Origin of the sequence: Gluconobacter sp. DsW_058, assembly GCF_002153615.1 — a bacterium.
Lineage (GTDB): Bacteria > Pseudomonadota > Alphaproteobacteria > Acetobacterales > Acetobacteraceae > Gluconobacter > Gluconobacter cerinus.
In genome coordinates, this window is record NZ_JOPH01000034.1 from 48,399 (window position 1) to 62,363 (window position 13,965).

Consider the following 13,965-nt stretch of genomic DNA (forward strand, 5'->3'; position numbering starts at 1 on the left):
AACGTTCCTGCGAATTCACGGGCATCGCCGTGCCCTTTGCAGGAATACATTGATGAAGCTGATGCTTGCACTGACGACTTGCCTGAGCGGCGTTTTCGTCTTCTCCGGTGTACAGTCTGCCTTTGCAGATGATCTGAGCCCGTCACAATCTGCCCGTAAGGCCGCTCCGTCGAGTGTGCCGGTTAAGAAAGCATCAGCAAAAAAGACGGTTGCACAGCCTGTAGAAGCAACAACGTCGGAATCCGTTGTCGTTCTCGGAGCGGGTGCCGCTCGCGAAACACAAACCGTATCGCGCCGTGCCATTCAGGAGATGACGCCGGGAACCAGCCCGTTCAAGACACTCTCCAAACTGCCGGGCGTGATGTTCACGTCGTCTGATCCCTTGGGATCTTACGAATGGTCTCAGCAGATTGTTATCCGAGGCTTTGACCAGAGCCGTCTTGGCTTCACAATGGACGGTATTCCGCTCGGCAATCTTGCTTATGGTAATGATAACGGCCTTTCGATCGGACGGGCCCTTGAAACTGAAAATAACGGGCCATCAACCCTGACACAGGGCGCTGGTGCTCTTGGTGTGGCAGCATCCAACGATCTGGGCGGTGCTCTTCAGTTCACGTCTGTTGATCCCACAAAGAAATTTGGCGTCGATGTTGCGGGAACGATTGGCTCTGCTTCGACCTGGCGCACATTTGCCCGCATTAATAGCGGAGAACTGAAGGGCGGCGGCCGCTTCTACGTGTCCTATAACCATCAGGATGCCAACAAGTGGAAGGGTGACGGCGTTCAGGTACAGGACCAGGCGAACGCCAAGTACATTCAGCCATTTGGCGAGCATGTAAAGCTTACGGTTTATGGAGACTGGTCCAAGCGTAAGGAAAACGATTACCAGGATCTCTCGCTCGCTCAGATTAGCAAGTATGGATATAATCTCGACAATATTACCGGGAATTATGCCCTCGCCAAGCAAATTGCTACGGCTTACCAGACAGGCACAGCTTTCCCCTCAAGCGTTCAGGATCAGGACACTGTCTACTACAACGCAGCAGGCCTGCGTGAAGATGCGATGGGATATGGCCGTCTGGATTTTGACATTACGAGCCGCCTTAAAGGCTTCGTGACCGGATATGGCCACACCAATACGGGTGAGGGGGCATGGGTCACGCCTTATCTCGCCACCCCCGCGGCTCTTGGTGGCTCGCCGCTTACGACCCGTACTACGGAATATGACATTCATCGTGCAGGCTTTATCGGTGGTCTGAGCTACAAGATCGCTAACCATACGATCGACTGGGGCTTTTGGTTCGAGAACAATAATTTCGAGCAGGCACGGCGTTTCTACCCGCTTCAGGACAGCGGATCTCCGTCATCCATTCACTGGTATCAGGGCAATTCCTTCTACACCCAGTGGCAGAGCACATTTAATACCAAGACCTATCAAGTCCATCTGGGGGATACCTGGCAGATCATGCCAGCGCTGAAGCTGACTTACGGGTTCAAGTCCCTGATCGTGGACAACTCTGCTCGCGCACTCAGCGGCAACCTGATGGGTACGCCAACCGGCACGACCTATCCGTCGGGTTCGCTGAGCGCCTCGAATGGCTTCCTGCCGCAGATTGGTGCGAACTACCGCATTAACCAGCATAACGAAATCTTTGCTGATTTTGCTCGCAACATGGCAGCTTTCGATAGCGCACAGACATCAGGCCCGTTCTCTACAACGACGGCTGGCTTCGAAGTGCTTCAAAAGAAGCTGAAGCCGGAGATGTCCAATACTGAGGAGCTGGGATATCGCTTCCATAACCATACATTCCAGGCATCTGTCACAGGCTACTATGTCGAGTTCCAAAACCGGCTTCTGGCTGTGACGCAGGGTGTTGGCATTCAGGGCAATGCGTCGGTTCTGAGCAATGTTGGCGGTGTAACAGCGCGCGGCGTGGACGTTGCTGCAAATTGGAAATTTGCCCGCAACTGGTCGCTCTTTGCATCCTACGCGTTCAACAACTCCCTGTATGACAACAATGTTTACGCAGACGGCGTGGTCTCTGCGCGCATCAAGGGTAAGCACACAGTCGGGATGCCGTCCAATCTCGCCAATGTGGAACTCGGATATGATGATGGCGCGATCTGGGGCAATGTCCTGATGCAGTTTCAGGACAAGCGCTACTACACCTACACCAACGATGCCTCTGTGCCGGCCAATGCGATCTTCAACCTGAACGTTGGCTATCGTTTCCAGAGCCAGAACTGGTTCCTGCGTGGCATGGATGCTCAGATCAACGTCACCAATCTGTTTAACAAGCGTTATGTGGCAACAGTCGGAAGCAATGGCTTCGTCAATTCCGATCCCTCAGGGACTTTCCAAACGCTGCAGGCTGGTGCTCCGCGTATGGTCTTCTTCACAATTCGCAAGCATTTCGACTGATCGGACGATATCATGACCGGACCGCTTTCCAGCCGACGCAGATTTCTTGAACTGGGAGCTGCTTTTGCTGCTGCAGGGTCACTGCCAGGCAATTTGCGACAGGCTCTGGCGGTTCCGGCCAACCGGAAAACCGGCACAATTCAGGACGTCGAGCATGTGGTGATCCTGATGCAGGAAAACCGGTCTTTCGATCACTATTTCGGCTGCTTGCAGGGTGTTCGGGGGTATGGAGACCCGCGTGCTCCGTATCAACCGGATGGAACGTCAGTTTTCGCACAGAAAGCTGCGGATGGGGCTACGGTTATGCCCTTCCGCATGAACACAGTTCACACCTCTAGTGCCTGCATTGCCAGTCTGGATCATAGCTGGAAAGGCAGTCAGAAAACCTGGAATGAGTGGGATTGCTGGGTCCCTCACAAAACGGCTATGACGATGGGGCATTTCACCCGCCGTGACATCCCTTACTACTATGCTCTGGCGGACGCCTTTACGATCTGCGATGCCTATCACTGTTCAATTTTTGGTCCGACCAACCCAAACCGCCTGTTTTTGTTCTCAGGTACCAATGGTCTGAGTGTCGGGCATGACGGCAGGCAGGCCGTTGAAAATGTTGATGATGGCAACACGTCGGCTGATATGCGGCATGACAATCCGAAGTTTCAGGCCTTCCAATGGACAACTTATGCAGAAGAACTGCAGAAGGCGGGCGTCTCGTGGAAAGTATATCAAGAGTACGATAACTTCGGTGACAATGCCCTCGCTGGATTTAGGGCCTTTCGTGGGCTGTCAGAGACCTCATGGCAGTATCAGCGAGGTCGGACGATTGTTGAAGGCTCAACTGCCGGTAATGCTGCGACATCTGAAGGACAGTTTCTTGTAGAGGCGTTCGAGAGAGATATTGCTTCGGGGACGCTTCCTCAGGTGTCCTGGATTGTGCCTTCCGCCGCTCTTTCCGAACATCCCAATGCTCCGCCCGGATATGGTGAACACCTGATTTCAAGACTGATGGACGTGTTCGTTCGACATCCGGACGTCTGGTCCAAAACCGTTTTTATCTTGAATTATGATGAAAATGACGGGTTCTTTGATCATGTTCCAGCGCCTGTTCCGGCTTTGCATCCGGATGAAGGCAGCAGCACCGTTTCAGTGAGCGGAGAGACCTATCACGGCGTTGCTGTGGGCCTAGGTCCGCGGGTTCCGGCAATTTTGATCTCGCCATGGAGTAAAGGAGGACGTGTCAATTCGGAGCTGTTTGATCACACATCCGTCCTGATGTTCCTTGAAGCCAGGTTTGGGGTGCGTGCTCCGAACATTACGCCTTGGCGCCGGTCTGTGTGTGGCGATCTGACATCGGCTTTTGATTTTTCCGAGACTGACACATCATGGCAAGCCAGCCTGCCAAATACAGACGACTATATGCCTCAGACGCGAAAGTCCTGCATGCTTCCGCTGCCGTTGGTTCCACAATATCAAACGTTGCCTCGACAGGAGGAAGGGCAGAGAACAACTTGTGTGCTGCCATATAAGTTATCAGTTGATGTTCAGGTCACGGGGCAATTGCAAAATCTGATAATCGCCAACAGTGGGACGCGTGGGGCAGTGTTCCGGCTTTCCGGCCAGGGACCATCACGCCAATACACTGTTGGGGCAGGGCACGCGCAAAATATCCCGTTACAGATTGAGCATGATTTCACCCTGCATGGTCCAGCCGGGTTTTATCGGGCGGGCAAAGGGTTTTCCGGATTGCAGGTCCAGATTCTGGAAGAGCACGATGGAGTGAGGCTTGTGCTCAAAAACGTCCAGTCAGCGACGGCAGAATTGACCGTTGAAGATGCTTACGGCCCTGCTGGAGAATGGACGGCCATACTGCCTTCCGGGCAGGAGACGTCACGCTTTTATCCGTTGGTCGGAAGTGACTTCTGGTATGATCTGACCGTGACCAGCCGAAGCGGGAAAACTGGAGGACACGTCCATTTTGCCGGTCGGATCGAAACGGGGAGGCTGGGGAAGACAGACCCTCTTATGGCCCGGCGTTCCTGAGAAACAATCGGGCCTTTCACCGAGAGGCCCGATTGCGGAATTGATACTTACCAGACAGTGAAACCGGCATCGACGTTAACGATAGCACCGGTCATGAGACTGGCGGCGTCGGAAGCCAGGAACTGAACGACGGATGCCACTTCATCCGGCTGGCCAACTCGGCCCATTGGGGTTCCGACGATCCAGGCGTCATAGAGCTCTGGCTTTTCCATGCCGAAACGCGTCAGGGTTGTCTCGATGTAGGTCGGGGCGACAGCATTCGCGCGGATGCCATGAGGGGCCCATTCTGCGGCCAGCGAACGAATATACTGGTGTACGCCCGCTTTTGACGCGTTGTAAGCCGCCTGCTGCTGGGGGCGATTGACGATTTGTCCGGACATGGAGCCAATCGCAACGATGGCGCCCTTTTTCTGCTCGATCATGATCCGGCCAACAGCTTGGCAGCACCGGAACATGCCGTTCAGGTTGATGTCCACCTGTTTGAGCCACTGCCCATCCGTCATGTCCTCGGCTTTGACCTCTGAAATACAGATACCGGCACAGGCAACCAGGATATCCAGATGCCCCTCTTTCTCGTGAAGGGTTTTGATTGCGGACTGAACGCTCTCCGTGCTGGTGACATTCATCCGGATGCTATCCACATTCAGGTCCTGCTTGCGCAGGTCTTCTGCGGATTGTGCAGCAAGTGTTTCATCCAGATCTGCGATGATGACGCGTGCGCCTGCTTCTGCCAGAGCCGTGACGCAGGCGAGGCCAATATTCTGTGCACCGCCCGTAACCACTGCGACGCGACCGTCAAGGCGAAGTTTTTCCATGTACATGATGTATATTCCTGGGAAGAAAAATCAGGCGGCAAGGGGATGACGGCGGCAGGCCTCGAACGCCAGGCCATCAGGGGCGAAAAGGTGGCAATGCTGCGGAGGAAGCTTCAGGCTGACCGGCGTGTCGACTTCGAGGGTTGTGAAACCGTCTGTCTGAACAACGATGATCTGCCCGTCGGCACAGCGGACATGAACCAGCGTGATGGCACCGAGGCGCTCGATAACTTCCACAACCCCGCTATCATCACTCGCGGGAGCCAGCTCCACGTGTTCTGGGCGAATGCCGACTGTAATCTTGGTTCCGGGCAGAATATCCGGTGGCGAGACCGGGACATGAAGAAGAGTACCGTCCCGGAGCTGAACGCTCGATCCGTCGTGGCCGCCGTTCTGGAAGATTGCGGAGAAGAAATTCATGGGAGGTGAACCGATGAACTTGGCGACAAACAGGTTGCGCGGGTGGTGATAAAGCTCCAGCGGTGAGCCAATCTGTTCCACAACGCCTTTCTGAAGAACCACGATCTTGTCCGCCATTGTCATGGCTTCCACCTGGTCATGGGTCACATAGATGGTGGTCGCGTTCAGCTTGCGATGAAGGGCTGAAAGCTCCACTCGCATCTGGCCTCGAAGGGCTGCATCCAGGTTTGAGAGAGGCTCGTCAAACAGGAAAACCTTCGGGTTACGTACGATGGCGCGGCCGATAGCAACGCGCTGCCGCTGACCGCCTGAGAGCTGACCCGGCTTATGATGCAGGTAGGGTTCAAGCTGAAGCGTGGCGGCAACATGCTTGATCTTCTCGCTCCGTTCTTTCTCCGACACTCCAGCAAGTTTGAGGCCAAATTCCATGTTCTTGTAGACGTCCATGTGCGGGTAGAGCGCGTAGGACTGGAACACCATGGCTAGGCCGCGTTTTCCCGGTTCCACGTCGTTGACGCGCTGACCGTCAATCAGAAGGTCTCCGGAAGTAATGTCTTCAAGGCCTGCAATCATACGAAGCAGCGTGGATTTTCCGCAGCCGGACGGCCCGACAAAAACCACGAATTCACGGTCCTCGATCGACAGCGAAATGCCTTTGATAATTTCTTCCGTAAGATAGGTTTTACGGAGGTTCTTGAGTTCAAGCGTTGCCATGAATCAGGTCCCGTTCCTGAGCGTTTGGGGGACGGAGAAAGCGAGGGTAGCCATCATTTGACGGCTCCAAAGGTGAGGCCACGTACGAGCTGTTTCTGGCTGATCCAGCCCAGAACAAGGATCGGAGCGACTGCAAGTGTGGATGCGGCGGATAGCTTGCCGAAAAACAGTCCTTCTGGTGAGGAGAAGGAAGCAATGAATGCTGTGAGCGGAGCGGCATTGGAAGAGGTAAGATTGAGAGACCAGAAAGCCTCATTCCAACACAGGATCAGCGACAACAGAGCTGTGGAGGCGATCCCCGGGAGGGCAAGGGGAAGCAGGACCATTGTCATTTCCTGCCAGCGTGTTGCCCCGTCCATGCGACCAGCCTCAAGAATTGGGGCAGGAACTTCCCGGAAAAATGTGAACAGCATCCAGACGATGATGGGCAGGTTCGTCAGCATATTGACGATGGCCAGTCCTGTGCAGGTATCCAGAAGGTGGGTGCTGCGGGCCAGAAGATAGATAGGCACGAGCACCCCAACAGGAGGCAGCATGCGTGTCGACAGCATCCACAGCAACGTCCCGCGTGTGCGCTTTGAGGGCATGAAGGCCATCGAGTATGCCGCCGGAATGGCAAGCAGGAGCGCCCCCACAGTAGCGCCAACCGAGATGATGACGGTGTTGAAGGTGAAGTGCCAGTAACTCGCGCGCTCGAACACTTCCGCGTAGCTGCTAAGGGTTGGCGCGAAGATCAGTTTTGGCGGTGTTGAGACCGCCTGAACTTCGCTTTTGAAGCCCGTCAAGATCATCCAGAAAATGGGAAAGAAGAGCCATAGCGCGATCCCCCAGCCCAGACAGGTGACGGCGATTTTTGTACTGCGCTTTGTCTTGATCGCCATCTCACACCTCCAGGTTGCGTGCGACGGAGCGCACGAGGAACATCGCAGCGACATTCGCGATAATGATGGCCAGCACACCACCGGCAGAGGCACCGCCGACATCAAACTGAAGCAATGCGCGGGAGTAGATGAGATACGCCAAGTTGGTGGATGCCACTCCAGGGCCGCCTGCCGTCGTGACGGAGATCTCCGCAAAGATTGTCAGCAGATAAATCGTCTCGATCATCACGACGACGCTGATTGCGCGGCTGAGGTGAGGGAGAATGATATGACGGAACTGAGCGATCGGACCGGCACCATCCATCCGTGCGGCCTCTTTCTGCTCGCTATCCAGTGACTGGACGGCTGTGAGGAGAATGAGGACGGCAAATGGCAACCATTCCCAGCTGACGATCATCATGACTGTCAGGAGTGGAAACCGGGCAAGCCAGTCAATTGGCGTCAAACCGACAGCCCGCATCATGGCCGAATAAACGCCATAGATCGGGTGCAGCATCAGGTTCTTCCACAGCAGGGCAGACACTGTCGGCATGACGAAGAACGGAGAAATGACCAGAACACGTGCAATGCCGCGCCCGAAAAACTCCTGATCGTAAAGGATGGCCAGAAGCGTACCACCACCTACGCTGATGATCAGGACGCCAACGACCAGAATGACTGTATGCAACAGGGAGTACAGAAAATCCGGATCAGTCAGAAGGCACCAGTAGTTGCTGAAGCCAGCGAAGCCGTGAAGCGTCGGGTCAATCAGATTGTAGTTGATCAGCGAGTACCACAGCGTCATTGCCAATGGGACGAGAGACCAGACGAGAAGGATCAGAACTGCAGGCGAAAGGAGCAGAAGCCCCGTTCGCTTGCCTTTGCGTTCTGATGCCCCTTTTGGGGGGCTGTGTTCTAGAACTGCCTGCATGGCACTCTGCCTTACTTGGCGCGGCCTGACTGGCGCAGCGAACGGGTGACAGAAGATTGTGCTGCAGTCAGTGCCTGATCCACGGTCATCTGCCCGGAAAGGGTCGCGGCGACCGTCTGTCCGACCTGAGTACCAACCGCCTGGAATTCAGGAATTCCGACAAACTGCGCTCCGGTATAGGGGCGCGGTTCTGCTGTTTGTCCACTCGGATCGGCAGTCTTGATCGCGTTCAGAACGAACGACGCAAACGGGGCTGCTTTTTGGTACTCGGGTGCAGCATATGTTGAGGCACGGGTTCCAGCGGGAACGGCAACCCATCCCTTTCGGTCCGCAACCAGCTTCACGTATTCCTTGGAGGTTGCCCATGTGATGAAGGTCTGGGCATCCGTGCCCTGATGGGAACTGACGGGAACGGCAAGGCTCCAGCTCCACAGCCATGTTGGTCCCTTGCCGTAGGGGCCTTTGGGAGCTGACGCGAAGCCGACCTTGTCGGCTACCTGAGACTGCTTCGGATCGAACAGGAGGCCGCCAGCAACGGTGGAATCAATCCAGATGCCGCAATGTCCACTCGCGAAGAGTGCCAGATTTTCATTGAATCCGTTGGATGTGACGCCCGGTGGGCCGTCTTCCTTCAACGCCGAGACATACCATGTCAGAGCTTTTTTCCATGCGTCTGACGTGAGCATTGGCTTCCAGGACATGTCGAACCACTGGGCACCGTATGTGTTCGCCAGTGATGAGACATAGGCCATGTTCTCACCCCAGCCAGGCTTGCCACGAAGACAGATGCCATAGACCTGTCCTGACTTGTCTGTGATCTTGTCGGCGAACTGCCGGATCTGATCGTAGGTAGGTGCGTCTGGCATCGTCAGACCGGCTTTCTGGAACAGATCCTTGCGGTAGTAGGTCATGACGCTCTCGGCATAGAAGGGCAGAGCGTAGAGCTTGCCGTCTGAGGTCAGGGCTTCCCGAACCGATGGAAGAACATCGTTGATGTCATACGCGGCGTCCGGCTTGATTTCTGTGAGCCAACCCTGTTTCGCCCAGATGGGCACTTCGTAATTCCCGATCGTCACAACGTCGAACTGACCGGTTTTCATGGCAATGTCGGTTGTGACGCGCTGGCGCAGAACATTCTCTTCGAGAGTCACCCAGTTAAGATGAATATCGGGATGAGCTTTTTCAAACTCCTGCGACAGCTGACGCATGACGATCATGTCCCCGTTGTTCACGGTTGCGATTGTCAGGGTGCCTGCGGCTTGCGCGGCAGAAAGAACTGAACCGCTCAAGATAACTGCAAGGGTGCAGGCTGTTTTCAGACGGGACATGGAACTCAGACCTTTGAAAAAAGAGCTGTGAACGGGATTACGGACGACAGCTTGGGTTTTCGGGAGGCAGATCAGTGAGCGGACGTTTTTTCCAAAGCGTCCTGCATTTGCTGACGCCATGCGAGCTGGCTGGCGAGCATATCGTGGCAGATTGACCGCTTGGCTGTGTGATAGGTATGGGTCTTTGCATCTGGCAGAATTTCGCTGCCGGCTCGGCTCATCTGAGCCATAGCTGCGCGCAAAGTGGCATATTGCCCGCTGGCGACAGCTCCCAGAATTGCTGCCCCGAGAAGGACGGAATCAGGCTCCTTGGGTAGGAGGATACGACAGCCAGTGGCATTTGCATGTTCACGCAGGAAGATGGGGTTCTTGGTGCTTCCTCCCGTGGCGAGAATGGTGTCGATCCGGTAGCCTTGGGCATTGAGGGCATCGATGATGTCCTTTGTGCCGTACGCCAAGCCTTGAAGGGTAGCCAGATAAAGCCTGGCGAGATCATCAGGCGTGGCTGACAGGGCGAGTCCGCTGATAACGCCCTTCAGATCCGGGTCTGCGTGGGGAGAACGATTTCCATGAAAATCTGGCAGCAGGTGAAGATTGGCTGTACTGGTTCCTGGCAGTTTATCGGCTTCCAGCTCTTCAATTCGGGCATTGAGGAGGGCGTAGATATTACTGCCGGATTGCTCAGCCTGCTGCTTGAGCTCGGGCCCCGCGGCATGATGAGAAATGACGAAATCAATCAGCGCACCGGTTGCTGACTGACCTGCTTCATTCAGCCACATATCCGGGACCATGGCGCTCCAATAGGGGCCCCACACGCCTGGCACGAAACGGGCCTCCTGTGACACCGCCATATGGCAGCTGGATGTGCCACAGATTAAAGATATTGAGCGCTCAAGAACATCGTCAGAGAGTTCGCCGTGAGCTTCAATCCCCAGAATACCAAGGCCGCCAGCATGAGCATCAATGGCTGAAACACCCACGGGAATGCCAGACTCAAGACCCAGTTCAGTGGCGGCTTCTGGGCTCAAGCCATTTCCGACGATCCCGCCGAGCGGACGAATGTCATTGCCAATACGGGCGTAGTGCTCATCCGTTAGTTCTTCCAGGCCGATAGCCTTGAAATAAGTATCGTCCCATCTGTCTTCATGAGCCAGATAGGTCCATTTGCAGGCTGTGGAACAGGCTGAACGTGACAGGGAACCGGTTGCCCTCCAAGTCAGGAAATCGGGGAGGTCAAAGAAATGGCCAGCCCGGGCAAAAATCTCGGGCAGATTACGCTTCAACCAAAGAAGCTTGGGTGTTTCCATTTCTGGCGAGATTTTTCCGCCAACATAACGCAGGACTTCATATCCTCCGTTGTTAATTTCGGCAGTTTCTCTCAATGCCCGGTGATCGGCCCAAAGAATAATGTTTTGGTCTGGCGCGCCTTGCGGGTCCACCGATAACGGTTTGCCCTCTGTATCGAGCACGACGAGAGAACAGGTTGCATCAAAGCCAATCCCAATGATGCGGAAAGGCTCAGTCAGGGTGGCGAGTGCGGTGCGTGTGGCTGTGCAGATGGCTGTCCAGATGTTTTCTGAGGACTGCTGAGCAAAATCTGGTGCTGGTGACCACGTTTTGGTTGGCTGAACGGCAGAGGCCATTTTCTGCCCCGTCAGGGTGAAAATGCCAGCGCGCGCACTGCCAGTCCCAACATCAATTCCGAGAACCAGATCCATACAGCACACCTAAAGCTGACAAACGCGCAGAGAACAGGCCGTTGGGCTGCGTCACCCTGAAAGACGCACCATCAGATCAGAGACCGAACATTCTGGAATGTTACGTTCGACGGAACTGACATGTGCTTCTTGTTGCAGGAATAACGTTCACACAACAGCATATAACGTTATTAATGTTACATGTATCATTTATGGTGTCCAGAGTGTGGGGCATCATTTTCGAAGAATAAGGGTTCGCCTCGCAAAAAGATGATGTTTTGACGCTCGGGATTACGTCTCAAAGCAGGAATAGCCCTCAGAAAAATCCCGAGCTTACGGATGGCAAAGTCAAGCCATGGCTGGAACGGGAGCGCGTTCTGCAAGCAGGCCGGTTGACTTGAGTTTAGCCCAGAAGTCTTTAGGGATGGGATGCGTAAACCATTTCAGATTCTGCTGGAGTTGGCTCACATTTCGCGTCCCCGCGCAAAATGAAGAAATCGTAGGGTGCGCCACTACAAACTGTAATGCGGCTGCCGGGAGGGGCACATTATAGTCTGCGCAGACAGCTTCAATTTTCTTGACGCGTTCGAGGATACTCGCGGGAGCAGGGGAGTAATTATACTTCGCGCCAGGAACAGCCCCTGTCGCCAAAATGCCTGAATTGAAGCCGCCCCCCACAATAAGCGTAGCGCCTCGTTGTTCGCAGAGAGGCAGGAATTCGTTCAGGGCGTCCTGTTCCAGCAACGTGTATCGGCCTGCCAGAAGAAAGCAGTCAAAATCTCGTTGCTGAAGCGCGGTATGGCAGACTTCCCATTCATTGACACCGACACCAATGGCTTTGACGACGCCTTCTGATCGAAGCTTTTCCAGCGCGCGCCAGCTTCCGTGCATCGCCTGCCGAAAAACTTCAGGTTGGTTGGGGCCATGCGTAAAGCGGTCGATATCATGAATGAAAGCGACGTCGATGTGCTCAAGAGCGAGCCTTTGAAGAGAGTCCTCAAAGGCTCGCATCGTTCCATCGTAGCTGTAGTCAAAAGTCATTTTGTTAGGGGCCGCATTGACCCACGGGGCAAAGTCAATCTCAGCCCTGCGGGCAGAATGTAGCGTTCGGCCGACTTTTGTTGTGATGACGAAGTCATCTCTGTTTTTCCACCGGAGAGAATGTCCCAGCCGAAGCTCTGCCAATCCATGACCATACATGGGGGACGTGTCATACAGGCGAATACCAGCGTTCCAGGCCTGCTGGATCATGTCATCTGCCTCCTGCTCTCCGACTTCCTGTAGAAAGTTTCCAAGTGGGGTCGTTCCGAAAGCGAATGCTGTAACGCTAAAGTCTTTCCGCCCGAACTTACGCGGTTCTGAAGGATTCATGATCGTTCCTCCTGATGGGATGATCGCGTTGCACAGAGTTTGTGAGAGGAAAGGCCGCTGGTTAAAGAATCATCAGGGGGCTTCCGCGTATCTCCAGCTTACGTTACAGGGAGGCGCTTGTTTGCGTGAGCACAAAAATTTTATGGTCGGCGGTTGTGATCCACCGGCCCAGTTTTAGCTCAGCGGAAACTCAGAACGGACGATTGCTGTTTCCTTCTCTTCCTGCCATTCAGAGCGCATGACGAATAACAGGCACTTTGAGATCTTTCTTGCTGCTCCTCCGGGACTGGAAGAGACCCTTTGCTCCGAAGTCCGGATGAAGGGCTTTCGCCAGCCAAAAGTCGTACCTGGTGGTGTGACACTGCAGGGTGGGTGGCCTGAAGTCTGGCGCGCCAACCTCTGGATCCGGGGGGCAAGTCGGGTTCTGGCGCGCGTGGCGCAGTTCAAGGCAGAATACCTGTCCCAGCTTGAAAAACGCGCCCGAGAAGTGAAGTGGGCAGAGTTTCTTCGCCCTGACGTGCCGTTCAAAGTGGAGGTGTCGTGTTCGTCCTCGCGGATCTATCATAGCGGCGCGGCGGCTGAACGGATCTCCAAGATTGTCACGGAACTGTTAGGCGCATCTGCGGAAGATAATGCAGATGTCGTGCTGCGCGTTCGGATTGACCAAAATTTCTGCACCATCAGTGTCGATACGTCTGGCGATCTCCTGCACAGGCGAGGGCACAAGGAAGCCGTTAATCGTGCTCCCATGAGAGAAACCATGGCTTCGCTGTTTCTACGAAAGTGCCGCTATAATGGTCAGGAAACTGTGCTGGACCCTATGTGTGGTTCCGGGACTTTCGTGATTGAAGCAGCAGAGATCGCTTCCCGCCTCAATCCGGGGCGATCACGGCATTTCGCCTTTGAGCAGTTGGCCACCTACGATGAAGACGCTTGGCAGACAATGCGCTCTGTTAAAAGTGCGCGTACGCCTGAGTTCCGCTTTTACGGAAGTGATCGAGACGCGGGCGCTATTACTATGAGCGAAGCCAACGCGTTGCGAGCGGGTGTCACGGCATGTACGGAGTTTCGTCAGGCCACGATCAGCGAAATCATGCCGCCAGAAAGGGGCTCTCCCGGACTGGTTATTCTGAACCCGCCCTACGGCACACGTATCGGCGACAAGACGAAGTTATCTGCACTCTATCGTGCCTTGGGAAACAGGCTTTTGGAGCAGTTCAAGGGATGGCGTGTGGGTATTCTGACGACGGAAGTCTCATTGGCCCACGCAACAGGTCTTCCATTCCTGCCGACAGGTGCGCCTATTCCCCATGGTGGGTTGAAAGTGTTTCTTTTCCAGACTGACGCGCTCTCCTGATAGCGTTTAT

Annotated in this window: 10 protein-coding genes; 3 read left to right on the forward strand and 7 right to left on the reverse strand. The window is 54.8% G+C overall.

The window, feature by feature from the left end; all coding sequences use genetic code 11:
- The first annotated feature begins 52 nt into the window (after positions 1 to 52).
- Positions 53 to 2,422: a TonB-dependent receptor gene (locus tag HK24_RS06895; protein ID WP_086633849.1), complete on the forward strand. Its 2,370-nt coding sequence runs from the start codon at positions 53 to 55 to the stop codon at positions 2,420 to 2,422.
- A 12-nt stretch (positions 2,423 to 2,434) separates the two neighbouring features.
- Positions 2,435 to 4,462, forward strand: a complete 2,028-nt coding sequence (locus tag HK24_RS06900) for a phosphocholine-specific phospholipase C (RefSeq protein WP_086633850.1) — start codon at positions 2,435 to 2,437, stop codon at positions 4,460 to 4,462.
- A 47-nt stretch (positions 4,463 to 4,509) separates the two neighbouring features.
- On the opposite strand, the gene HK24_RS06905 is transcribed toward HK24_RS06900, so the two are convergent.
- The 7 genes from HK24_RS06905 to HK24_RS06935 form a co-directional block, all read right to left on the reverse strand.
- The gene (locus tag HK24_RS06905; protein WP_086633851.1) at positions 4,510 to 5,283 is read right to left on the reverse strand and encodes an SDR family NAD(P)-dependent oxidoreductase; all 774 of its coding nucleotides are present in this window, start codon (positions 5,281 to 5,283) and stop codon (positions 4,510 to 4,512) included.
- A gap of 24 nt (positions 5,284 to 5,307) precedes the next feature.
- Complete coding sequence (locus HK24_RS06910) at positions 5,308 to 6,411, reverse strand: ABC transporter ATP-binding protein (RefSeq protein ID WP_086633852.1); 1,104 nt, start codon at positions 6,409 to 6,411, stop codon at positions 5,308 to 5,310.
- A gap of 53 nt (positions 6,412 to 6,464) precedes the next feature.
- Positions 6,465 to 7,292 carry a carbohydrate ABC transporter permease gene (locus tag HK24_RS06915; protein ID WP_086633853.1) on the reverse strand — a complete coding sequence of 276 codons (828 nt, stop codon included), beginning with the start codon at positions 7,290 to 7,292 and terminating at the stop codon, positions 6,465 to 6,467.
- 1 nt (position 7,293) lies between these two features.
- Positions 7,294 to 8,202: a carbohydrate ABC transporter permease gene (locus tag HK24_RS06920; protein WP_086633854.1), complete on the reverse strand. Its 909-nt coding sequence runs from the start codon at positions 8,200 to 8,202 to the stop codon at positions 7,294 to 7,296.
- Between the two features lie 11 nt (positions 8,203 to 8,213).
- A complete protein-coding gene (locus HK24_RS06925) occupies positions 8,214 to 9,530 on the reverse strand; it encodes a sugar ABC transporter substrate-binding protein (protein ID WP_086633899.1) in 1,317 nt (438 codons plus the stop codon).
- A 71-nt stretch (positions 9,531 to 9,601) separates the two neighbouring features.
- Positions 9,602 to 11,248, reverse strand: a complete 1,647-nt coding sequence (locus tag HK24_RS06930; RefSeq protein ID WP_086633855.1) for an FGGY-family carbohydrate kinase — start codon at positions 11,246 to 11,248, stop codon at positions 9,602 to 9,604.
- 327 nt (positions 11,249 to 11,575) lie between these two features.
- On the reverse strand, positions 11,576 to 12,598 hold the full coding sequence (locus HK24_RS06935) for an aldo/keto reductase (RefSeq protein ID WP_086633856.1): 1,023 nt from the start codon (positions 12,596 to 12,598) through the stop codon (positions 11,576 to 11,578).
- Positions 12,599 to 12,836: 238 nt separating this feature from the next.
- Here HK24_RS06935 and HK24_RS06940 point away from each other — a divergent pair, with 238 nt between their 5' ends.
- Positions 12,837 to 13,955 carry a class I SAM-dependent RNA methyltransferase gene (locus HK24_RS06940; protein WP_086633857.1) on the forward strand — a complete coding sequence of 373 codons (1,119 nt, stop codon included), beginning with the start codon at positions 12,837 to 12,839 and terminating at the stop codon, positions 13,953 to 13,955.
- Positions 13,956 to 13,965: the final 10 nt, after the last annotated feature.